This is a genomic window from Streptomyces sp. NPDC093568 (assembly GCF_044764945.1).
Classification (GTDB): domain Bacteria; phylum Actinomycetota; class Actinomycetes; order Streptomycetales; family Streptomycetaceae; genus Streptomyces.
The window spans coordinates 96,334-117,700 of the sequence record NZ_JBIWJD010000015.1; the positions used below are offsets into that span (position 1 = coordinate 96,334).

At 71.3% G+C, this 21,367-nt stretch carries 19 protein-coding genes and 1 pseudogene; 4 read left to right on the forward strand and 16 right to left on the reverse strand.

The features are described 5' to 3' along the window. Position 1: 1 nt before the first annotated feature. Genes ACIRD7_RS38255 through ACIRD7_RS38270 form a run of 4 tightly spaced genes read right to left on the reverse strand, consistent with a single transcriptional unit; the run spans position 2 to position 3,952 of the window. On the reverse strand, positions 2–1,081 hold the full coding sequence (locus tag ACIRD7_RS38255; RefSeq protein WP_403460577.1) for an ABC transporter ATP-binding protein: 1,080 nt from the start codon (positions 1,079–1,081) through the stop codon (positions 2–4). A gap of 2 nt (positions 1,082–1,083) precedes the next feature. Then, a complete protein-coding gene (locus ACIRD7_RS38260; RefSeq protein ID WP_403460578.1) occupies positions 1,084–1,896 on the reverse strand; it encodes an ABC transporter permease in 813 nt (270 codons plus the stop codon). Beyond that, a complete protein-coding gene (locus ACIRD7_RS38265) occupies positions 1,884–2,783 on the reverse strand; it encodes an ABC transporter permease (protein WP_403460579.1) in 900 nt (299 codons plus the stop codon). Before ACIRD7_RS38265 ends, ACIRD7_RS38260 begins: the two co-directional genes overlap by 13 nt. Beyond that, positions 2,780–3,952, reverse strand: coding sequence for an ABC transporter substrate-binding protein (locus ACIRD7_RS38270; protein ID WP_403460581.1), 1,173 nt, complete (start codon positions 3,950–3,952; stop codon positions 2,780–2,782). The genes ACIRD7_RS38265 and ACIRD7_RS38270 overlap by 4 nt, the downstream gene beginning before the upstream one ends. 226 nt (positions 3,953–4,178) lie before the next feature. On the opposite strand from ACIRD7_RS38270, the gene ACIRD7_RS38275 reads away from it, so the two are divergent. Further along, entirely contained in the window at positions 4,179–4,919 is a 741-nt protein-coding gene (locus ACIRD7_RS38275) for a GntR family transcriptional regulator (protein WP_403460582.1), read from the forward strand. Positions 4,920–4,995: 76 nt separating this feature from the next. After that, the gene (locus ACIRD7_RS38280; protein ID WP_403460583.1) at positions 4,996–5,358 is read left to right on the forward strand and encodes a hypothetical protein; all 363 of its coding nucleotides are present in this window, start codon (positions 4,996–4,998) and stop codon (positions 5,356–5,358) included. A 74-nt stretch (positions 5,359–5,432) separates the two neighbouring features. Here ACIRD7_RS38280 and ACIRD7_RS38285 read toward each other — a convergent pair whose 3' ends face one another. The 7 genes from ACIRD7_RS38285 to rpe all read right to left on the reverse strand — a co-directional run bounded on the left by ACIRD7_RS38285 (position 5,433) and on the right by rpe (position 11,984). After that, entirely contained in the window at positions 5,433–5,885 is a 453-nt protein-coding gene (locus ACIRD7_RS38285; RefSeq protein WP_062713983.1) for an Lrp/AsnC family transcriptional regulator, read from the reverse strand. A gap of 10 nt (positions 5,886–5,895) precedes the next feature. Then, complete coding sequence (locus ACIRD7_RS38290; RefSeq protein WP_403460584.1) at positions 5,896–7,386, reverse strand: amino acid permease; 1,491 nt, start codon at positions 7,384–7,386, stop codon at positions 5,896–5,898. Positions 7,387–7,617: 231 nt separating this feature from the next. After that, a complete protein-coding gene (locus ACIRD7_RS38295) occupies positions 7,618–8,115 on the reverse strand; it encodes a GNAT family N-acetyltransferase (protein WP_403460585.1) in 498 nt (165 codons plus the stop codon). Positions 8,116–8,209: 94 nt separating this feature from the next. Beyond that, positions 8,210–9,661, reverse strand: a complete 1,452-nt coding sequence (locus tag ACIRD7_RS38300; protein WP_403460586.1) for a GuaB1 family IMP dehydrogenase-related protein — start codon at positions 9,659–9,661, stop codon at positions 8,210–8,212. A 98-nt stretch (positions 9,662–9,759) separates the two neighbouring features. Then, positions 9,760–10,098: a barstar family protein gene (locus ACIRD7_RS38305; protein WP_403460588.1), complete on the reverse strand. Its 339-nt coding sequence runs from the start codon at positions 10,096–10,098 to the stop codon at positions 9,760–9,762. A 77-nt stretch (positions 10,099–10,175) separates the two neighbouring features. Further along, the gene (locus tag ACIRD7_RS38310; RefSeq protein ID WP_403460590.1) at positions 10,176–11,219 is read right to left on the reverse strand and encodes a sugar-binding transcriptional regulator; all 1,044 of its coding nucleotides are present in this window, start codon (positions 11,217–11,219) and stop codon (positions 10,176–10,178) included. 78 nt (positions 11,220–11,297) lie between these two features. Continuing rightward, positions 11,298–11,984 carry a ribulose-phosphate 3-epimerase gene (rpe, locus tag ACIRD7_RS38315; RefSeq protein WP_403460592.1) on the reverse strand — a complete coding sequence of 229 codons (687 nt, stop codon included), beginning with the start codon at positions 11,982–11,984 and terminating at the stop codon, positions 11,298–11,300. A 134-nt stretch (positions 11,985–12,118) separates the two neighbouring features. On the opposite strand from rpe, the gene ACIRD7_RS38320 reads away from it, so the two are divergent. Continuing rightward, on the forward strand, positions 12,119–14,275 hold the full coding sequence (locus ACIRD7_RS38320; RefSeq protein WP_403460593.1) for an MMPL family transporter: 2,157 nt from the start codon (positions 12,119–12,121) through the stop codon (positions 14,273–14,275). Here the strand turns inward: ACIRD7_RS38320 and ACIRD7_RS38325 are convergent. The 3 genes and pseudogenes from ACIRD7_RS38325 to fmt all read right to left on the reverse strand — a co-directional run. Then, a pseudogene (locus ACIRD7_RS38325) lies at positions 14,257–14,453 on the reverse strand (hypothetical protein); the annotation flags it as partial. The gene ACIRD7_RS38320 and the pseudogene ACIRD7_RS38325 sit on opposite strands and share 19 nt — an antisense overlap. Further along, positions 14,437–15,855: an RsmB/NOP family class I SAM-dependent RNA methyltransferase gene (locus tag ACIRD7_RS38330; RefSeq protein WP_403460595.1), complete on the reverse strand. Its 1,419-nt coding sequence runs from the start codon at positions 15,853–15,855 to the stop codon at positions 14,437–14,439. The pseudogene ACIRD7_RS38325 and the gene ACIRD7_RS38330, both read right to left, overlap by 17 nt. Positions 15,856–15,929: 74 nt before the next feature. Then, complete coding sequence (gene fmt, locus ACIRD7_RS38335) at positions 15,930–16,862, reverse strand: methionyl-tRNA formyltransferase (protein ID WP_403460596.1); 933 nt, start codon at positions 16,860–16,862, stop codon at positions 15,930–15,932. Between the two features lie 286 nt (positions 16,863–17,148). Between fmt and ACIRD7_RS38340 the strand changes: the two genes are divergently transcribed. Further along, positions 17,149–17,691: a hypothetical protein gene (locus tag ACIRD7_RS38340; protein WP_403460597.1), complete on the forward strand. Its 543-nt coding sequence runs from the start codon at positions 17,149–17,151 to the stop codon at positions 17,689–17,691. A gap of 128 nt (positions 17,692–17,819) precedes the next feature. Here ACIRD7_RS38340 and ACIRD7_RS38345 read toward each other — a convergent pair whose 3' ends face one another. Further along, complete coding sequence (locus ACIRD7_RS38345; protein ID WP_403460598.1) at positions 17,820–19,976, reverse strand: primosomal protein N'; 2,157 nt, start codon at positions 19,974–19,976, stop codon at positions 17,820–17,822. A gap of 99 nt (positions 19,977–20,075) precedes the next feature. Further along, positions 20,076–21,284: a methionine adenosyltransferase gene (metK, locus tag ACIRD7_RS38350; protein ID WP_403460599.1), complete on the reverse strand. Its 1,209-nt coding sequence runs from the start codon at positions 21,282–21,284 to the stop codon at positions 20,076–20,078. Positions 21,285–21,367: the final 83 nt, after the last annotated feature.

The following is a 21,367-nucleotide window of genomic DNA, read 5'->3' on the forward strand; positions in this document are numbered from 1 at the left end:
GTCAGCGGCTGCGTTCGGCCACCAGCACGGGGCGCTCCGGCAGCGACACGCTCACCGCGGCGCCCGCGCTGAGCGCGGCCGTCTCGTGGGCGGGCAGGTCGGCCTTCACCTCGGTGCCGTCGGCGAGCCGTACGGTCAGCCGGGTGGTGGCCCCGAGGAACGCGGTGGCGACCACGCGCGCCTCGGAGGCGTCGTCGGCGCGCACGGCCACGGCCTCCGGCCGCACCAGCACGTCGACCTCGGACACCGAGGGTGCGTCGCCGTCGACGGGCAGCCGCCGGCCCAGCACCTGGACACCGCCGTCCACGAGCGTGCCCGGGATCCGGCTCATGGTGCCGACGAACTCGGCGACGAACGCGGTGGCGGGCCGGCCGTACAACTCGGCGGGCTCGGCGCACTGTTCGAGCCTGCCGGACCGCATGACCGCGACCCGGTCGGCCATGGACAGGGCCTCCTCCTGGTCGTGGGTGACGAACAGGGTGGTGATGCCGAGCTCCCGCTGGAGCCGCCGGATCTCCTCGCGCAGCGTCAGGCGCACCTTGGCGTCCAGTGCGGAGAGCGGCTCGTCGAGGAGGAGGACGCGCGGGCGCAGCGCGAGCGCCCGCGCCAGGGCGATGCGCTGCTGCTGGCCGCCGGAGAGCTCGTGCGGATAGCGCTGGCCCTTGTCGGCGAGACCGACCAGCTCCAGCAACTCGGCGGCGCGGGCACGTCGTTCGGCGGTGCGCACCTTGCGCATGCGCAGCCCGAAGGCCACGTTGTCGAGTGCGCTCAGATGCGGGAAGAGGCTGTACGACTGGAAGACCATGCCGGCGTCCCGGCGGTGCGCGGGGATGGCGGTGACGTCCTCGCCGTCCACCAGCACCTGGCCGGAGTCGGGGTGTTCGAACCCGGCGAGCATGCGCAGGGCGGTGGTCTTGCCGCAGCCGGACGGGCCGAGCAGGGCGAGGAGCTCGCCGGGCCGGACGGTCAGGTCGAGTCCGTCGAGGGCGATGGTGGACCCGAACTCGCGGCGCAGGCCGCGGAATTCGACGGTGGCGGCCTGCACGGTCGTCGCTTCGGGTGTCTTGTCGAGCACGGTCATGATCATCCCCGGGAGTCGGTACGGGTACGGCCGCCGAAGCCGGCCATCACGAGAAGGAGCACCCAGGTCACGAGCAGGCTCAGCACGGACACGGCGACCGACAGCTGGGCCTGCGAGCCGCTGACGTTCACGATCCACACGGCGAAGGGCTGGAAGCCCAGCAGCTGCGCGACCGTGAACTCGCCGAGCACGAGGGCGAGGGTGAGGAAGGAGGCGTTGAGCAGGGCGCCGCGCAGGTTGGGCAGCACGGCCCGGACCAGCGCCTGCGGCCAGCCGGCGCCACAGCTGCGGGCGGCCTCCACGAGAGTGCGTACGTCGATGGCGCGCAGCCCGGCGTCCAGGGCCCGGTACACGAACGGCAGCGCCATCACGACGTAGGCCAGGACCAGCACCACGGGGAAGTCGGGGTTCTGGATCGCGACGAACGTCTGGAACAGCGGCGTGCGCGAGAGGTGCTCGGGCCCCCACTTCAACACCGTCCCGATGCCGGCGACGAACGCGATCGGCGGCACGACCAGCGGCAGCGAGCAGACCACCTCGACGACCGGCCGCAGCCGGGGCGCGCCGAGCCGCAGGGCGACCATGGCGGGCACCATCAGCAGCAGGACGACGACGATGGTGGCGACGGCCAGCTCCAGCGAGAGCAACAGGCTGGAGGCGAATCCCTCGGTGGAGAAGATCTGCGTGTAGGCGTCGAAGGTGACGCCCTGCCCCGGCACGTCGACGGTGAAGACGACGGACGCGGCCAGCGGCACCAGGAAGTACAGGCCGGCGAGGCCGAGCACGCCCCACCGCCACAGGTTCAGGCGAGCCATCGGGCGCTCCGTCGTTGCAGGGGCAGATACACGGCCATCACCAGGCCGGCGACCAGGACCATGTCGAGGCTGAGGGCGAGCGCCACGTTCTCCTGCCCGACCAGGACGTTCCCGGAGAGCGCGTCGGCGATCTGGAGGGTGACCAGCGGGATCGAGCTGCCCACCATGGCGGCGGCCGTGGCGTAGGCGGCGAAGGCGCTGCCGAAGAGCAGGACGAATCCGCCGAGGAGCGTGGGCAGCAGGACGGGCAGTGCCACGTGCCGCCAGTACTGCGCGGTCGTCGCGCCGTTGTTCTGCGCCGCCTCGCGCCACTGGGAGCGCAGGCCCTCCAGAGCGGGGGTGATGGTGAGGACCATCAGCGGGATCAGGAAGTACAGGTAGACCAGGACCAGGCCCCAGAAGCTGTACAGGTCCCAGCCCTTGTCGCTCAGGCCCAGGTGCCGGGTCAGCACACCGGCGTTGCCGAGCGTTGCGACGAAGGCGAAGGCCAGCGGGACTCCGCCGAAGTTGGCGAGCACGCCGGAGGCGGTGAGCACGGCCTCGCGCAGCGCGCGGAAGCGGGAGGTCACCACGGCCTGTGCGAGCGGCAGCCCGAACAGGGCGCCGAGCGCGGCGGAGACCGCGGACAGCTTGACGCTGCCGAGCAGGGCCGTGAGGTAGGCGCCCTGGAGCGAGTTCGTCAGGTTGTCGGCGGCGTACGAAGTCGCGCCGGTTGCCGGGTCCTTGACCGTGAAGGCGCCGTTGAGCATGGCCAGGGCGGGCAGCCCGAAGGCCAGCGCGGTGAAGACGAGGAGCGGGAGGACGGCGAGCCAGCCGCCGGCGGCACGGCGCCGCCGCTTGTGCGGAGCGGCGGTCGCCGTGTCGACCCGGGTGAGGGTGGTCGTCATCCGGAGACGGCCTTCGCCCAGCCCTGGCCGAGAACCGTCTTGGCCTTGTTCTGCTGGTCCTCGGTCGGGAAGGCGGGCGTCCCGGAGACCTCGGGCAGCTTGGCCGCGGCCGTCTTGTCGAGGGTGCCGGCCTTGTCCATGGCGGTCATCAGCACCGGACGGGCGAAGCCCTTGAGCCACAGGTTCTGGCCCTCGGCGCTGTAGAGGTACTCCTGCCACAGGCGGGCGGCCGCGGGATGCGGGGCGTCCTTGTTGATGGCCTGGGAGTAGTACTGCGAGAACTTGCCGTCGCTCGGGACCGACACCTGCCAGTCGACGCCCTTGGACTTGAACTCCTCGGCGTAGCCGGCGTTGAGGTAGTCCCAGTCGATGCTGATGGGCGTCTCACCCTTCTCGACGGTGGCCGGGGTCGACTCGACGGGCGTGTAGTTGCCGTTCTTCTTCAGCTTGGCGAAGAAGTCCAGGCCGGGCTGGATGTCGTCGAAGGAGCCGCCGCTCGCGAGCGCCGCCGCGTACACGCCGCCGAAGGCGGAGCCGGACTTGGTGGGGTTGCCGTTGAGGGCGACCTGGCCCTTGTACTGCGGCTTCAGCAGGTCGGCGAAGGTCTTCGGGCACTCCTTGACCCGCTTGGCGTCGCAGCCGATGGAGATGTAGCCGCCGTAGTCGTTGTACCAGCGGGCCTGCGCGTCCTTCTGGCCCTCGGGGATGTCGGCGAAGGTCTCGACCTTGTACGGCGCGAGCAGCCCCTGCTGGGCGGCGCTGATCGCGAAGGAGCTGCCGAGGTCGAGCACGTCGGGGGCGCGGTCCTGCCCCTTGCGCGAGGTCACGGCATTGATCTCGTCCTGGCTGGACCCGTCCGGGTTCTCGACCTCGATCTTGATGCCGTACTTCTTCCGGAAGCCGTCGATGAGGGCACCGTAGTTGGCCCAGTCGCGGGGCAGCGCCATGGCGTGCAGCGTGCCCTCCTTCTTCGCCGCCTCGACCAGCTTGTCCATCCCGCCGAGGTCGGCGGCGGAGGTGGCGCTGGCGGCGCTCTTGCCGTCGGCGGCGGTGGACGCGTTGTCGGGGGCAGCGCCACAGGCGCTCAGGGCGAGCGCGGCGACGACGGCGAGGGCACCGCCGAAGGCGGCGTTTCTCGGCAGGGCTGTACTCGAAAGGGACGTGGACACGGTTTCTCCAGGGGACGCGCGAGGGTGCAGGAGGATCTTGCCCAGGAAAGATCTCGAACTTGTCTGAACAAGTTGGCCCCAGTAGGCCCGCCGATGGTGACACGTTCGTAAACACTGGCGAAAGCCTCTGCCCTGAATTTGTGCACACTCCCCTCAGAAACCGAGTGCCGGACGATCTCGATTACGCTGGTCACGCTGTGCACAGCGACGGACTCAGAGGGGAAGCATGACGGCGCGACACGAGGAGATCGCCGACGAGCTGCGTCGGGCGATCGACCGCGAGGAGTACACGGTCGGCTCACTGCTGCCCGCCGAGACGGACCTCGCGGCCCAGTACGGCGTCTCGCGCGGCACGGTCCGCCAGGCCGTCGCGGCACTGACCGCCGAGGGCCTCATCGGCTCGCGCCAGGGTGCCCGCCGGGTGGTCCTGGCCAGCCGGCGCAGCCAGAGCTTCGCGGAGCTGCGCAGCTTCGCCCAGTGGGCGAATGCCATGGGCCGGGAGGCGACCGGCCATGTGGTCTCCCAGGAGTACCGCCCGGCGACGAAGGAGGACGCGGTCCGGCTCCAACTGAGCGCCGGAACCCCGGTGTTGCACGTCCTGCGGGTGCGCGGCCTGGACGGCGAACCGGTGCTCCTGGAGCGCACGGTGTACGCGGACTGGATCTCCTCCGCCGTCGAGTCCATAGAGCCCGACTGCGCGTCGGTCACCCAACGTCTGTACGACGACACGGGGTTGGTCTTCGCCTACGGCGAGCACGTCATCGACGCGGTGTCAGCGGGCGCGCAGGACGCGGAACTTCTGGGCATCCGCCGCACGAGCCCGCTCCTGCGGGTACGACGCGTGACGACGACCCGCGAGGGCCGCCCGGTGGAGTGGTCGGACGACCGCTACCGCTCGGACGCGGTGAGCTTCAGCGTGCACAACTCGATCGACAACAACGCGCTGGCCCGCAAGACGGCGGACTGACGCCTCCCCCGAACGGCTACCCGGCTCCACCCGCCGGAGGAGGCGGCGACGCGGGCACGCGGGCGAGACTTCCCTCATGGACGCCACCGAGATCCCCGCCCTGCCGTTCGTCGACGAACACACGACGGTGGTCGAGGCCGCCACCGACGCCGTCTGGCGCGAGCTGGACGCCCTGATGAGCGGCTCCCGGGGCTTCCGGGTGGCGGTGTCGGTCCCGGGCAAGGAGCTGGCCTACGTGGGCCACCACCCCTTCTCGACGTACGCCCTGCTCTTCCACCTGGACGAGACGCCCCGGGGCCACACGCGCCTGCGGGCGGAGACCCGGGCGAGGTTCCCGGGCCGGGCGGGCACCGTCTACCGAGGGCTCGTCATCGGCACGGGCGCCCACGCACTGGTCGTACGGCACATGCTGAGAAGGATCGGCAAACGCGCCCCGTAGGGGCGCGGGGCTGTATCGATTTGCGGCTCCGCCGCGTGGGCGCGACCAGCCCCCACCGCGCCGCAGATGACGAACTACGTAGGCGACCCGGAAGAAAACCGCCGCAACAACGGCGACAACACCAGCACCGACTTGGTCCGCTCCACGAACGGCTCCCCGGCGATCCGCTCGAGAACCCGCTCGAAATGCCGCATGTCAGAGGCGAAGACCTGAACCACGGCATCCGCGTCCCCGGTCACGGTCGACGCGGCCACGACCTCCTGATACCGCTCAAGACCTCGCCGGATCGTCTCCGGCGAGGTGTTGTGCCGGCAGTAGATCTCGACGAACCCCTCGGTCTCCCAACCGAGGGCGGAGGGGTCCACCCGTACGGTGAACCCGGTGATGGCTCCGGTGGCACGCAGCCGGTCCACGCGCCGCTTCACGGCGGGCGCGGACAGGCCGACGAGCTGCCCGATGTCCGCGTAGGAGCGGCGGGCGTCCTCGGCGAGGGCGTGCACGATGCGTTCGTCGAGATCGTTCAGCACTGCGGGTCGTTCACTTCACTTCTGGCGTTGCGAGAGCTGCGTCCGTCGCGAGACGGGAACGGCGATAGCCGTACAGGAAGTAGAACACGAGACCGGCCGCCATCCAGAACCCGAAGACGACCCAGGTGACGGTGTCGAGGCTGAACATGTTGTACCCGCAGAACAGGAAGCCCAGCACCGGCAGCACCGGCCCGAACGGCACCCTGAACGTGCGCTCGAGCTCCGGACGCTTCACGCGCAGGACGATCACCGCGATGTTGACCAGCGCGAAGGCGAACAGCGTGCCGATGCTGGTGGCGTCGACGAGCTTGCCCAGCGGGATGAGGGCCGCGAGCGCGCCGCAGAACACGGACACGATGACCGTGTTGAGGCGGGGCGCGCCGGTCTTCGCGTGGACCTTGCCGAGCGCCTTGGGCACCAGGCCGTCCCGGGACATCGCGAAGAGGATGCGGGTCTGGCCGTAGAGCACAGTGAGGACCACGCTCGCGATGGAGATGACGGCGCCGAGGGCGAGCAGGGTGCCGTAGAAGCTCTGGCCGCTGACGTCGTTCATGATCGCGGCGAGGGAGGCCTCGGAGCCCTCGAACTTGGTCCAGTTCCAGGCGCCGACGGCGACAGCCGCGACGAGGACGTACAGCGCGGTCACGATGATCAGCGAGAGCATGATCGCCCGCGGCAGGTCCTTCTTGGGGTCCTTGGCCTCCTCACCGGCGGTGGAGGCGGCATCGAAGCCGATGTAGGAGAAGAACAGCGTCGCACCCGCGGCGCTCACGCCGGCCATGCCGAGCGGCATGAAGTCCTCGTAGTTGCCGGACTTGAAGCCCATGAAGCCGACCGCGCAGAACAGCACCAGAGCGGCGATCTTGACGGCCACCATGATCGTGTTTGCGCGGGCGGACTCGCGGACGCCGCCGAGCAGGAACACCATCGCCAGCAGGACGACGATCAGCGCGGGCAGGTTGATGATCCCGCCCTCGCCGGGCGCGGAGGACAGCACGGACGGGATCGTGACGCCTATGGTCCCGTCGAGCAGCTCGTTGAGGTACTCGCCCCAGCCGACGGCGACGGCGGCCACGGAGACGCCGTACTCCAGCACCAGACACCAGCCGCAGACCCAGGCGACCAGCTCGCCCATCGTTGCGTACGCATACGAGTAGGAGGAGCCGGCGACCGGGATGCTGCCGGCCAGCTCGGCGTACGACAGGGCCGAGAAGAGCGCCGTGAGGCCGGCGATCACGAAGGCCAGGGTGACCGCGGGACCGGCCTCCGGGACGGCGTCGCCGAGGACGACGAAGATGCCGGTGCCGAGGGTGGCACCGATGCTGATCATGGTGAGCTGCCACAGGCCGAGGGAGCGCCGCAGGGACCCTCCCTCACCCTGGCCACCCTCCGCGACCAGGTGTTCCACGGGCTTGCGACGCATCAGACGCGCGCCGACGCCGAGGGGCGCGGGGGCGGCTGTCTGGCCTGGGGATTGCGGGGGTGCGCCTTGGTCGAGCACGCGCTGGCTCCTTATCGCTGCCGGTCAGGCCGGCAGGGACCGGCGGCATCCCGTGCAGCAGGGACCCACCGAGCGGGGTCCCTGCCACGCCACGTACGAGGCGACAGCCTATGAGGAGTGACGTTGCTGGTGAAATGCAGCAACCTTGCGTGTGCCCGCATGATCATTGCGTGTCTGGTGGCTGGGTGGATGTTCGTTGCGGCGGGGCTTTCGACCGTTGCGCGGGGCTGGTCAGAGCAGGTCTTTGACGAGGAACGTGCACGCGTCGACCCACTCGCGCAGCACCCCGTCGGCGTCCTCGTACGACCAGCGGTCGTGGTGGTCGATCAGGGGTTGACAGCCGAGCCGCGCATAGAGCGCGACAGCACGGGGTTCGTCCTTCGCGACGCCGAGACCGACGACCGTGACGCCGCGTTCGCGGGCCACATCCTCGGCGGCCCGGACGAGTGCGGTGCCGATGCCACGCGAGCGCAGTTCCTCCGGCGAGACGCCCAGTCCGTTGATCTCCTGGCAGCCGGGCCGCGCGGTGCGCACGGCGGGGGCGTCACAGCCGGTCCAGCGCATCTCCACGTGCCCGACGGGCCGCCCCTCCAACCAGGCGACCAGAAAGGTGCTTTCACCCCGCTGCCGGCGTGCGAACCTTCGCGCGTGGAACGACAAAGTGCCCGGCGAAGCGATGTGCCGGTCGAGCAGCGCCACGTCGGCCGGCCCGCAAACGGTGATCTCCATGTCGCCGAAGCTACTTCCCTGAGCATGGGAACGGCCCCCGAATTTCCCGGCGAGCGGGACAACGGGGGCCGTTCCGAATGGGGTTGACGAGCCGTCAGCTCCAGCTGGCGTGCAGCGGCTTGCCCTCGGCGTAGCCCGCCGCGCTCTGGATGCCGACGACCGCCTTGTCGGCGAACTCCTCCAGGGAGCCGGCGCCCGCGTAGGTGCAGGACGACCGCACGCCCGCGATGATCGAGTCGATCAGGTCCTCCACGCCGGGCCGGGCCGGGTCGAGGAACATGCGGGAGGTGGAGATGCCCTCCTCGAACAGCGCCTTGCGGGCACGGTCGTACGCCGACTCCTCCGACGTACGGTTGGCCACGGCCCGCGCGGACGCCATGCCGAACGACTCCTTGTACAGCCGCCCGCTGGAGTCCTGCTGCAGATCGCCCGGCGACTCGTAGGTGCCCGCGAACCAGGACCCGACCATCACGTTGGACGCGCCGGCGGCCAGCGCCATGGCGACGTCACGCGGGTGCCGGACACCGCCGTCGGCCCAGACGTGCTTGCCGTACTTCTTCGCCTCGGCCGCGCACTCCAGCACCGCCGAGAACTGCGGGCGGCCGACGCCGGTCATCATGCGGGTGGTGCACATCGCGCCCGGTCCGACACCGACCTTGATGATGTCGGCACCGGCCTCGACGAGGTCGCGGACCCCCTCGGCGGCGACGATGTTGCCCGCGACGATCGGCACCTGCGGGTCGAGCGCACGCACGGTCCGGATCGCGGAGATCATCGACTCCTGGTGGCCGTGCGCGGTGTCGATGACGAGGGTGTCGACGCCCGCGTCGAGCAACTGCTTGGCCTTGCCGGCCACGTCGCCGTTGATGCCGACGGCGGCCGCTATGCGCAGCCTGCCGTTCGCGTCGACGGCCGGCGTGTACAGCGTGGCGCGCAGGGCGCCCTTGCGGGTCAGGATGCCCGCGAGACGGCCGTCGGCGTCCACGGCGGGGGCGTAACGCCGGTTGTGGTGGTCGAGGGTGTTGAAGGCCTCGATCGGGTCGATGTCGGCGTCGAGAAGCAGCAGGTCGCGCGACATGACCACTTCGAGCTGGGTGAAGCGGTCCACGCCGGACAGGTCGGAGTCCGTGACCACGCCGATGGGCTTGCCGTCCTCGTCGACGACGACGCCGGCGTTGTGCGCGCGCTTGGGCAGCAGGGCCAGCGCGTCGGCGACGGTCTGGTGCGGGGCCAGCACGATCGGCGTGTCGAGGACGTGGTGGCGGCTCTTCACCCAGGAGACGACCTCGGTGACGACATCGATCGGGATGTCCTGCGGGATGACGACGAGGCCGCCGCGCCGGGCCATCGTCTCGGCCATCCGGCGGCCGGCGATGGCGGTCATGTTGGCGACGACCAGCGGGATCGTGGTGCCCGTGCCGTCCGGGGAGCTGAGGTCCACGCCCTGCCGCGAGCCGACGGAGCTGCGGCTCGGGACCATGAAGACGTCGTCGTACGTCAGGTCGTACGGGGGCTGAATGTCGTTGAGGAAACGCACGTGCTGCACATCCCAGTCGATCAGAGGTGGCCCCCGGACAGGTCAGCCAGGGGGAAGAGCACGTACTTCATTGTCCCACGCTGACCGGAATGCGATGCACGGTCACATCATCCAAGCAGGTCAGAGGCCCCCTTGGAGGATCCTCCGAGAGCAAGCAGCACGGAGAGTGACGGCGTGCGCTCGACCGCCTCGGCGAACACGTCCTGAGCGGTCTCCCACTCGCCGGGCCGCGCCTTCGCGTACGGCCGCCAGTTCCGTACGACGATCCGCATCCCCCGCTCCACGGCGGCGGCCGGCCAGACGGTGTGGTCGGTGAGGGAGTCGGCCAGCGCGTCCCAGTTGCGCCCGAACCAGTCTGGCAGCCGCAGGTCGCGGGCGCAGCGGTCCATCAGGCCCGCCTTGTCCGTGACCCCGTCGAGGTCCAGCGTGACCACGAGCTCCGTCATCCCAGGTACCGCCCCGGTGGTAGTGATCGTCCGCGAACGAGGGGACGGCCGCGTGACCGTCCCCTCCTGATATCTCGTCAGTTGCCGTCCGGATCGGCCCTGTTGAGGGTGTTCTTCGGCGTCGGGCCGGCCGTCATCAGATAGTCGGCCGCCGAGGTGTCCGTCACCAGCGAGGTGACCAGCCCGGACCGCAGCACCGCGTCGATCGCGGCCGCCTTGCGCTGTCCGCCGGCGATGGCGACGACCTCGGGGATACGGCGGAGCTGGTCGGCCTTGACCGTGATGCACCGCTCCTGCAGATCCCGGCCGACCCGGCGTCCCTCGGCGTCGAAGAGGTGCGCGGACATCTCGGCGGCGACGCCGAGCGAGGCGTAGTGGGCCCGCTCCTCGTCGCTGAGCATGTCGTGCACCGTGGAGATGCCCGGCTCCCAGGAGCCGATGGAGACACAGGCGACGGTGACCTTGTCGAAGTACTCGAAGGCCCGCGCGATTCCGGTCTGGTGGCGCAGTGCCGCCGCGGTGGCCGCGTCCGGCAGCAGCATCGGCGCGTAGATGGGGTGCGCGTCGCCGCCGGAGACCTGCGCGGCCCGGCGGACGGCCTCGACGGAGCCGCGCTCGGCGGTCCCGGCGTCGTACACGCCCGTCAGCTGCACCACGGTGCAGGGCGGCAGCCGGTCCAGGGCGGCCGCCATGTTGATGGTGGACCGGCCCCACGCCAGACCCAGCACATCCCCTTCGTTCACCAGCTCGCCGAGCAGGTCGGCGGCCACTTCTCCCAGGTTCTCCGGGTCGGGCGACTCATCGGCCTCGGCCGGAGCCTCGACCACGACGGCGTGCCTGAGGCCGTAGCGGGCGCGCAGCGCGTCGGAGCGCTCGGCGTCCAGCTCGGCCGGCACACGGATCTCGATGCGCACCAGATCCCGTTCGAGAGCGGTCTCCAGGACCCGGGCGACCTTGAAGCGGCTGACGCCGAACTCCTCCGCGATCTGGATCTTGGATTTGCCCTCGAGGTAGAAGCGGCGGGCCATGGCCGCCGCCTGCACCAGCTCAGCGGGTCCCATCCGCATGGCTGACCGGCCCGCCGACATACCCGACACGGCGATCTCCTCACTGCTGTTCACACTCTGGATTCGCCGTTCATCCTTGCAGATCCGGCGCTCTTGATCCGCCCTGATGGGCGGCGTTCACGTTCCCTTGGCTCAGTGGTCGCATGCCCAGGCCGCCGACTTCGTCACGCCGTCCGCCTGAGCACGCAGCGCGCGGACCGCCTCGGCCGGGTCGTCGGCCCCGTACACCGCAGAACCGGCGACGAAGACGTCCGCGCCCGCCTCCGCGCACCGCTCGATCGTCGAGGCCGAGACACCGCCGTCGACCTGGAGCCACAGGTCGAGGCCGTGCTTGCTGATCAACTCGCGGGTGCGGCGAATCTTCGGAAGCATGATGTCGAGAAACGCCTGACCACCGAAGCCCGGCTCGACCGTCATGATCAGCAGCATGTCGAGCTCGGGCAGCAGATCCTCGTACGGCTCGATGGGCGTCGCGGGCTTGAGCGCCATGGAGGCACGAGCGCCCTTGGCCCTGATCTCCCGGGCCAGCCGCACCGGGGCGGCGGCCGCCTCGACATGGAAGGTGACGGAGGAGGCCCCCGCTTCCACGTACTGGGGCGCCCACCGATCGGGGGCCTCGATCATCAGATGGCAGTCCAGCGGAGTGTCCGTCGCACGGGCCAGAGACTCTACGACCGGCACGCCGAGCGTGAGGTTCGGGACGAAATGGTTGTCCATCACGTCGACATGGAGCCAGTCGGCTCCCTCGACCGCCTTCGCCTCGTCCGCGAGGCGGGCGAAGTCGGCGGACAGGATGCTGGGGTTGATCTGCGCGGCCATGACCCAAGCCTGCCATGTCCGGGCACGAATGTTCGCGCCGGTCCAGACCTAAGCCGTTCATCGGATGTTGTGTCCGGGTCTCGCATGCCATGCTGGGCGGCCGAAAGGGACATTGCGCGGCTACGGGGGTGGCCATGACGGAGGTCCGGGAGAGGCGGCCGTCGGAGTCGGAACAGCGGGGCATCGCCCATCTGGTCTGCGGGCGGCGCGCCAAGTGGGTGGTGCTCGCCCTGTGGCTGGTGGTGCTGTTCGTGACGGCGCCGCTCGCGCAGAAGCTGAGCGACGCGCAGGACAACGACGCGGCCTCCTGGCTGCCCGGGTCCGCCGAATCCACCCAAGTCCTGGAAATCTCCGAGAACTTCAGGCCGGAGCAGATCCCCGCGGTCGTCGTCTACGCCCGCGACGACGGTCTCACGGCACAGGACCGGGCCGCGATCACCGAGGACGTGGACCGGCTCAAGCAGCTGACCGACCACGGCATCCGCGGCGCCGAGACGCGGGGTCCGGTCTTCGACCGCGAGGTGGACCCGCGCGCCGCCCAGGTCCAGGTCCCGATCACGATGGACGAGCAGGGCTGGGACCGCATCGCACCCGCGGTCGACTCGATCCGGGACATCGTGGGCGAGGGCGACGGCGGGATGACCGTGTACATCACGGGCCCGGGCGGCACCTCGGCGGACTTCGCCGAGGCCTTCGAGGGCATCGACTCCACCCTCCTGCTCTCGGCGATGGCGGTCGTCGTCGTCATGCTGCTGATCACCTACCGCAGTCCGACCCTGCTCCTGATCCCGCTGGTCGCCGTGATCGTCGCCCTGTTCACCGCGCAGGCCCTCATCTACCTCCTGGCGGAACACGCGGGCCTCACCGTGAACGGCCAGAGCGCGGGCATCCTCACCGTGCTGGTCTTCGGCGCGGGAACGGACTACGCCCTGCTCCTGGTCGCCCGCTACCGGGAAGAACTGCGCCATCACGAGGACCGCCACGAGGCGATGGCCCTGGCCCTGCACCGCGCGGGCCCGGCGGTGCTCGCCTCCGGTGCGACGGTCGTGCTGAGCATGCTCGTCCTGCTGGCGGCGGAGATGAACTCGACCAGGGGCCTCGGCCCGGTGGCCGCGATCGGCGTGGCGGTCGGCCTGCTGGCGATGGTGACCCTGTTCCCCGCGCTCCTCGTCATCTTCGGCCGCTGGATCTTCTGGCCGGTGATCCCGCACGTCGGCGCGGAGAACCCGCACGAGCGAGGCGTCTGGGCACGCATGGGCCGCAACATCGCCCACCGCCCCCGCATGACCTGGGCCATCACGGCCGCGGTCCTCGCGATCTGCTCCCTGGGCCTGATCCAACTGCGCGCCGAGGGGCTGAGCAACGCCGACGCCTTCACCGACAAGCCGGACTCCATCACCGGCCAGGAGATCTCCGAGCGGTACTTCCCGGCGGGCAGCGGCGATCCCCTGGTCATCGTCAGCAACCAGGCCCAGGCGCGGGACGTGGGCCGCGCGGTCGCCGAGACCAGGGGCGTCGTGCCGGAATCCCTGGGCCTGCCGCCGGGCACGAAGCCCTTCTACGACGGCAAGGTGCTGTTCGAGGCGACGATGACCGCTCCGGCGGACAGCGAGGCGGCGAAACAGACGGTGGAGCGGGTACGGGACGCCGTGCACGCGGTGCCGAACGCGGACGCCCAGGTGGGCGGCGGTACGGCTGCTCTGTTGGACATGGACAAGGCAACCACGCACGACAACATCCTGATCATCCCGCTGGTCCTGGTCGTGGTGCTGCTGATCCTCGCGATCCTTCTGCGGGCCCTGGTGGCGCCACTGCTGCTGATCGGAACGGTGATCCTGTCCTTCACGGCGGCACTCGGCATCAGCGCGCTCGCCTTCCGCCACGTCTTCGACTACGCGGGCGAGTCGACCGACTTCCCGCTGTTCGTCTTCGTCTTCCTGGTCGCCCTGGGCATCGACTACAACATCTTCCTCACCACCCGCATCCGCGAGGAGGCCACCCACCAGGGCACCCGCCCCGGCGTCATCACCGGCCTCGCCGCGACGGGAGCGGTCATCACCTCTGCGGGCCTGGTCCTGGCCGGCACCTTCGCCGCCCTCGGCACCCTCCCCATGGTCGCCTTCGCCGAAATCGGCTTCGCGGTGGCACTGGGGGTCCTGCTGGACACGTTCATCGTCCGCTCGGTCCTGGTGACGTCCCTGTTCCTGGACGTGGGCCCGAAGGTGTGGTGGCCGCATCGGCTGGCGCGGGAGGACGGGGGTGCGCCGCACACCAGCCCGTCCGGCGTTTGAGGACGAGGCCCGTTCAGGGCCGTAGCGGGGCCTGGGGCGGCAGCCCCAGCGGGGTCCAGGGGCAGCGTCCCCGGCGGGGTCGAAGGGGCAGCGCCCCTGGGGATGGGACGGGTAGGGGCGGCGGGGGCGAAACACCCACCCCCCGCACCCTCACTACCCCGTTAGCCCACCCGCCGCATCAACGCCAAATACATCGCATCCGTCCCATGCACATGAGGCCACAACTGCACATCAGGCCCCTCCCCCAACTCCGGCACCCCCGGCAGCATCGGACGCGCATCGATCAGCTCGACATCCGGCCGCTGCTTCAACACGTCGTCCACGACCGCCCGCGTCTCGGCAAGATGCGGCGAACACGTGGCGTACCCGACGACGCCCCCCACCCGCACGGAGTCGATCGCACTGCGCAACAACCCCCGCTGGAGCGGAGCGAACCCGTCCAGGTCCTCCGGCCGCCGCCGCCACCGCGCCTCAGGCCGCCGCCGCAACGCCCCAAGCCCAGTACAAGGCACGTCCATCAGCACCCGGTCAAAAATCCCGGCCCGCCAAGGCGGACGAGTCCCGTCCGCGGCGATGACCTGATACGGCCCGGGATTGCCGGCCAACGCCTTCGCCACCAGCCCCGCCCGATGCGGCTGCTTCTCGGAGGCGAGCAACACAGCCCCCCGCTCGGCGGCCAGCGCACCGAGCAGCGCCGCCTTCCCCCCAGGCCCCGCACACCCGTCGAGCCACCGCGCATCGGGCCCGTCGACGGGAGCGTTGGCCAGCGCGAGGGCAACCAGCTGACTCCCCTCGTCCTGCACCCCCGCCCGCCCTTCCCGCACGGCCTCGATCGCCCCCGGCTCCCCGCCTTCGGCAAGCCGCACGGCGTACGGCGACCAACGCCCCGCCACCGCGGCCTCCTCACCGAGCAGCTCCTCGGTCGTGGCCCGCCCCGGCCGCGCGACCAGGGTCACCTCGGGCCGCTCGTTGTCGGCCTCCAGCAACGCCTCGATCCCGGCGCGCCCGCCTCCGAGCGAGTCCCACAGCGCGGAGACGACCCACCGCGGATGCGAGTGCACGACGGCCAGATGGTCCTCCGCGTCCTCCTCGTACGGCGGCGCGACCCGCTGGAGCCAGCCGTCGAGATCGTCCTGGGCGACCTTCCGCAGCACGGCGTTGACGAACTTGGCCCGCCCGTCCCCCAGCACGACCCGGGCGAGCTCGACGGACGCCGACACCGCGGCATGCGTGGGAATCCGCGTCCCGAGCAGCTGGTGCACACCCAGACTCAGCACATCGAGCACCGGCGGGTCCACCTCACGCAGCGGCCGGTCCACACACGCGGAGATGATCGCGTCGTACGTCCCCTGCCGCCGCAGCGTCCCGTACACGAGCTCCGTGGCGAGCGCGGCGTCCCGCCCGTCGAAGTCGCCCTTCTCCCGCGCCTTCCGCAGCAACGGCGGCAGCACGAGATTGGCGTAGGCGTCCCGCTCGTCCACGGCGCGCAACGCGTCGAAGGCGAGGATGCGGACGGGGTCCTTCTGGGGCCGCCGGTAGGGCTTGCCGGTTCTGCGGGGCCGACGGGAGGTGTCGCTCACGAAAAGGTGCTCCGGATTACTGGATGAGATGTACGACCAGCGTACGTCGCACGGCCGGCCCGGCGTACGGCCGGTTACGCCCCGACGCTCTCCCCGTCGCCGATCCGCACACCCCGCGCCCAGTCAGCGGCCCGCATCGGCTTCTTGCCCTGCGCCTGCACCCACAGCAACTCGACGGCGTACGACCCGGTGCCGACGTACACGTTGTTCTTGCCGACGGACAGCTCACCGGGCGCGAGATCGTCCCGCCCGGGCACCGGTTGCACCTGGATCAGCTTGAGCCGCTCACCGCGGAACGTCGTCCAGGCACCCGGCGCGGGGGTGCACCCGCGCACGACCCGGTCGACGCGCAGGGAGGGGGCGTGCCAGTCGATGTGGGCGTCCTCGACGTTGACCTTGGGGGCGAGGGTGATCCCGTCGGCCGGCTGCGGTACGGCCTTCAGCGTGCCGTCCGCGATCCCGTCCATGGTCGCGGCGAGCAGCCCGGCGCCCGCGAAGGCGAGCCGGGTCAGCAGGTCACCGCTGGTGTCGGTGGGCCGGATCTCCTCCGTCACCGTGCCGTAGACCGGCCCGGAGTCGAGCCCTTCCTCGATGAGGAAGGTGGAGGCCCCGGTGATCTCGTCGCCCGCCATGATGGAGTGCTGCACGGGCGCGGCACCGCGCCAGGCGGGCAGCAGCGAGAAGTGCAGGTTCACCCAGCCGTGCGCCGGCACGTCGAGGGCGACGCGCGGCAGCAGGGCGCCGTAGGCGACGACGGGGCAGCAGTCCGGCGCGATCTCCCTGAGCCGCTCCAGGAACTCCGGGTCGCGCGGCTTGACGGGCTTCAGCACCTCGATCCCGGCCTCCTCGGCCCGCTCGGCCACCGGGCTCGCCACCAGCCTGCGCCCGCGCCCGGCCGGCGCGTCCGGCCGCGTGACGACGGCGGCCACGTCGTGCCGCCCGGAGGCGATCAGGGCGTCCAGAGCGGGAACGGCGACCTCGGGGGTACCGGCGAAGACAAGCTTCATGGGTGGGCACGGGCCTCTCGGGCGGTTTGACTGGGCAACGCACAAGTCTATGGGTGCACGCCCGGGGCGCTCACGCGGGCACCAGAACAAACTCGCGCGCTCCTGCCCGGCCCGCGGCCGAAGTTTGGACACCCATCGGGGGCGTAGGCATATGCCCACACGCCCCCACTGCGTGACCCGCGGAGCACTCCCGCGTTGGTCAAGAAAGAGTTGACCACCAAGGGCCGCATACGCCGCATCCGTATCCGCGGTCCACTCCTTCAACGCCGGTTCGAGAGGCTTGTTCATGGCCGACCACGCAACCCACGACGCCCAGGCTCGGGCCAGCCTGCACTTGCTGGTGCGGGACATCGAGCGGGTCCGCCGGCAGGTGGACGCACTGCGCACGCTCACCGCGCAACTGGGCAACGTCTACCGCCCGCGCCGCTCCGGTCCCTCCACGGGCTTCGTCGTCTACGGACGCGCCCCCGCCCCGACGGTCCGTCTCGCGCAGGAGCTCCGGGACAGTGTCGAAACCCTGGTCACGGCAGCCGTGGACTTCGACCGCTCACTCGGCTTCTCCTGGGACGCGGTGGGCAGCGCCCTCGGCGTCACCAAGCAGGCCGTCCACCGCCGTTACGGCGCCCGGCGCGCCGCCACCCAGGCGGCAGCCGAGGCCGAGCGAACCACCGAGCCGTCGGGCACCCGGACGGTCAACGTCTCCACCGCCCTCCCCACGGTGCCGACGGTCCCCGCCGCCCGTTCCATGCCGACGCAGCCGACGGCGGGCAGCCCGGGCCTGCGCGACGAGGCCAGGCCCACGGCGTTCCCGGGCCCGCGCAACGGCTGACCCCCAGAACTCTGCCCTCCCGGAGCGCACCCGGGAGGGCAGAACCATGAGTACGCCCCCCGGTCGGCCGCCTGTTCGCGGACAGATCTCCCGCCGTGCTCTTCGCGGACAACCCTCCCGCCGTACTCTCACCCGATGTCAGGCGGATCGATCCGAACCCGCACGCCGACGGCCTCCCCGCCGCCCCGCGCCATCCGAGCCGCCTGCGCTCCCTTCAACGCGGCGGCCAGCGCGGCCCCGCTCCCCGGGGGAACCCGGATCAACGCCCGGTCCCAGTGCTCCCCGGGCGGCGGCGCCCCCACCCGCCGAGGGCGTCCGGGCGGCGTGAGCGGCACCGGCACCGGCCCCAGCACCTCGGCCTCCGGCGGCAGTTCGGCCGTACGAAGAAACTCGGCGACCGCCTCCCCGGGCCCGGCCACGGACGCCATCCGGGACACCGGCGGAAACCCCAGCTCGGCCCGCTCGGCCAGCTCCCGCACCGCGTGTCCGACGGGGTCCCAGCGCACCAGCGCCTGCACGGGCCGCAGCGTGGGCTCCGCGACGACGACCACGGTCCCTCCGGCGCCCTGCGGCCGTACCAGCGACGCGGCGGCGATCCACCGCCGCAACGCGTCCTCGCCCGCCCGCAGATCGGGCCGCCCGAGCATCGCCCAGCCGTCCAGCAGCAGAGCCGCCGCATACCCGCCCTCGGCGACGGGCTCGGCGCCCGGGGTGCTGACGACCAGCGAGGGCGTGCCGGGCACGGTGTCCAGCACATGCTCACGCCCGGAGGTCCGCACCGGCACGGCGGGAAAGGCCCGCCCCAGCTCCTCGGCGGTCCGCCGCGCCCCCACGACCTGAGCCCGCAGCCGGAACCCACCGCACTCCGGACAGTGCCAGGCGCCCTCTTCCCGCCCGCACCACCCGCACCGCGGATCGGCTCCGTCGCCCTGTGCCTCCAGCGGCCCGGAGCAGTGCCGGCACCGCGCCGGCGCACGGCAGTTGGCGCAGGCCATCCGCGGTACGTATCCCCGCCGGGGCACCTGCACGAGCACCGGTCCGTGCCGCAGCCCCTCCCGTACCACCTGCCAGGCGAGCGTGGGCAGCCGAGCGGCCCGCGCGGCCTCGTCGCGGGCGAGGTCGGCGTCTCCCACGGTGCGTATGAGCGGAGCCGCGCCGCGTACCTGCTCCCGGGCGGCGACGAGCGGGCGGGCCCAGCCGCTCTCCACTAGCTGGGCCGCCTCGACGGTGCAGCTCCAACTGCCCAACAGGAAGCCGCACTTGTCCTGGGCGGCGCGGAGCAGCAGCACTTCGCGCGCGTGCGGCTGGGGGGCGTGCTGCTCACTGTGGCTGTCGTCGCCGTCGTCCCAGAGGGCGACCAGCCCAAGGTCCCGCACCGGCGCGAACATGGCGGCCCGGGTCCCCACGACGGCCCGCACACTCCCCCGCCGCACCGCGAGCCACTCCCGGTACCGCTTCTCGGGCCCGGCGTCGGCTGTCAGCACCGCGTGCCGCCCCTGGCCCATCAGCGCGGTCAGGGCGGCGTCGACCCGGGCGACGGCCCTCCCGTCCGGCAGCACGACCAGCGCCCCGCGCCCGGAGGCCAGCGTGGCGACGACGGCACGGGCCAGCTCCTCGCTCCACTCGGGCCCGGGCAACGCGTTCCACACGGCCCGCGGCGCACCCCCCGAGGCCAGCGCCTCCAGGAAACCGGCACCACGCTCATAGCGCCCCCACGACCCCACCTCAGGCCTGCCGGGCACCGGAAGCGGCTCCGGCGAGGGCCGCTGCTCGGCCCGGGCGCTGCGCGGCGGCACGGCCAGCTGCAGCACATCGGCCAGCCCTCCGGCGTACCGATCGGCGACGGCCCGGGAGAGCCCCAGCAGCTCCTCGCTCAACACCCGCTCGGGCGACACGACCTGGGCGAGAGCGGCCAGCGGCCCGGAGTAGTCGGACTCCGCGACCCGCTCCACCAGGAACCCGTCGATGAGCCCCCCGCCCTCGCGCCGTCCCTCACGCACCCGATGCCGTCCGGCCCCGAACCGCACGCGGACCCGCACCCCGGGCTGCGCATCGGCGTCGAGCTCCTCGGGCACGGCGTAGTCGAAGTACCGGTCGAGGTGCAGCACGCCCTTGTCGACCAGGACCCGCGCGACCGGCAGCTCCGCCGCCAGCCTCGCCCCCCGCCACGTCCTCGGCTTGGCCCGTGGCGCCTTCGCCTTGCGCACACTCTCCCGGATGAGCGCGAGCTGCTCCGGCGACGCCCCCTCGGCCCCGCCACCACCGGTGTCGTTCTCGCTGCTCACGCTTGCATTCTTACCAAACCCGACTGACAACGGCCGGAACGTGCCGAGGCCCGGCCCCCCGAAGGGACCGGGCCTCGCACCAAGCCGTGGAGTCGGGCCTTACAGCCCCGCCGCCTTCTGCAGCGCCTCGACCCGGTCCGTCCGCTCCCACGTGAACTCCGGCAGCTCACGGCCGAAGTGGCCGTACGCGGCCGTCTGGGCGTAGATCGGGCGCAGCAGGTCCAGGTCGCGGATGATCGCGGCCGGACGCAGGTCGAAGACCTCGTCGATGGCCTTCTCGATCTTCTCGGCGTCGATCTTGGCCGTGCCGAAGGTCTCGACGAACAGACCGACCGGCTCGGCCTTGCCGATCGCGTACGCCACCTGCACCTCGCAGCGCGAGGCCAGGCCGGCCGCGACGACGTTCTTGGCGACCCAGCGCATCGCGTACGCCGCCGAACGGTCCACCTTGGACGGGTCCTTGCCGGAGAAGGCGCCACCGCCGTGGCGGGCCATGCCGCCGTAGGTGTCGATGATGATCTTCCGGCCGGTCAGACCGGCGTCACCCATCGGACCGCCGATCTCGAAGCGACCGGTGGGGTTGACCAGCAGGCGGTAGTTCTCGGTGTCCAGCTTGATGCCGTCGTCCAGGAGCGCCTTGAGCTCCGGCTCGACCACGAACTCCCGGATGTCGGGGGCGAGCAGCGAGTCGAGGTCGATGTCCGAGGCGTGCTGGGAGGAGACGACCACGGTGTCCAGGCGGACCGCCTTGTCGCCGTCGTACTCGATGGTGACCTGCGTCTTGCCGTCGGGGCGCAGGTACGGGATCGTGCCGTTCTTGCGGACCTCGGACAGGCGCTTGGACAGGCGGTGCGCCAGGAAGATCGGCAGGGGCATCAGGGTGGGCGTCTCGTCCGACGCGTAGCCGAACATCAGGCCCTGGTCACCGGCGCCCTGGCGGTCCAGCTCGTCCTCGTCGCCCTCGACGCGGGTCTCGTACGCCGTGTCCACGCCCTGTGCGATGTCGGGGGACTGGGCGCCGATGGACACCGACACGCCGCAGGAGGCGCCGTCGAAGCCCTTCTTCGAGGAGTCGTAGCCGATCTCGAGGATCTTGTTGCGGACCAGCGTCGCGATGTCCGCGTACGTCTTGGTCGTGACCTCTCCGGCCACGTGTACCAGGCCGGTCGTGATCAGCGTCTCGACGGCGACCCGGGAGGTCGGGTCCTCGCGCAGAAGCGCGTCGAGAATGGTGTCGCTGATCTGGTCAGCGATCTTGTCGGGGTGACCCTCGGTCACGGACTCCGAGGTGAACAGGCGACGGGACACAACGCTCCCTGTGGTTGCAGCGGCTGCTGTCTGATCATTGGCGGACGGGACGGGGGCTGCGCCCGGCGTCGTCCGAGGACAGT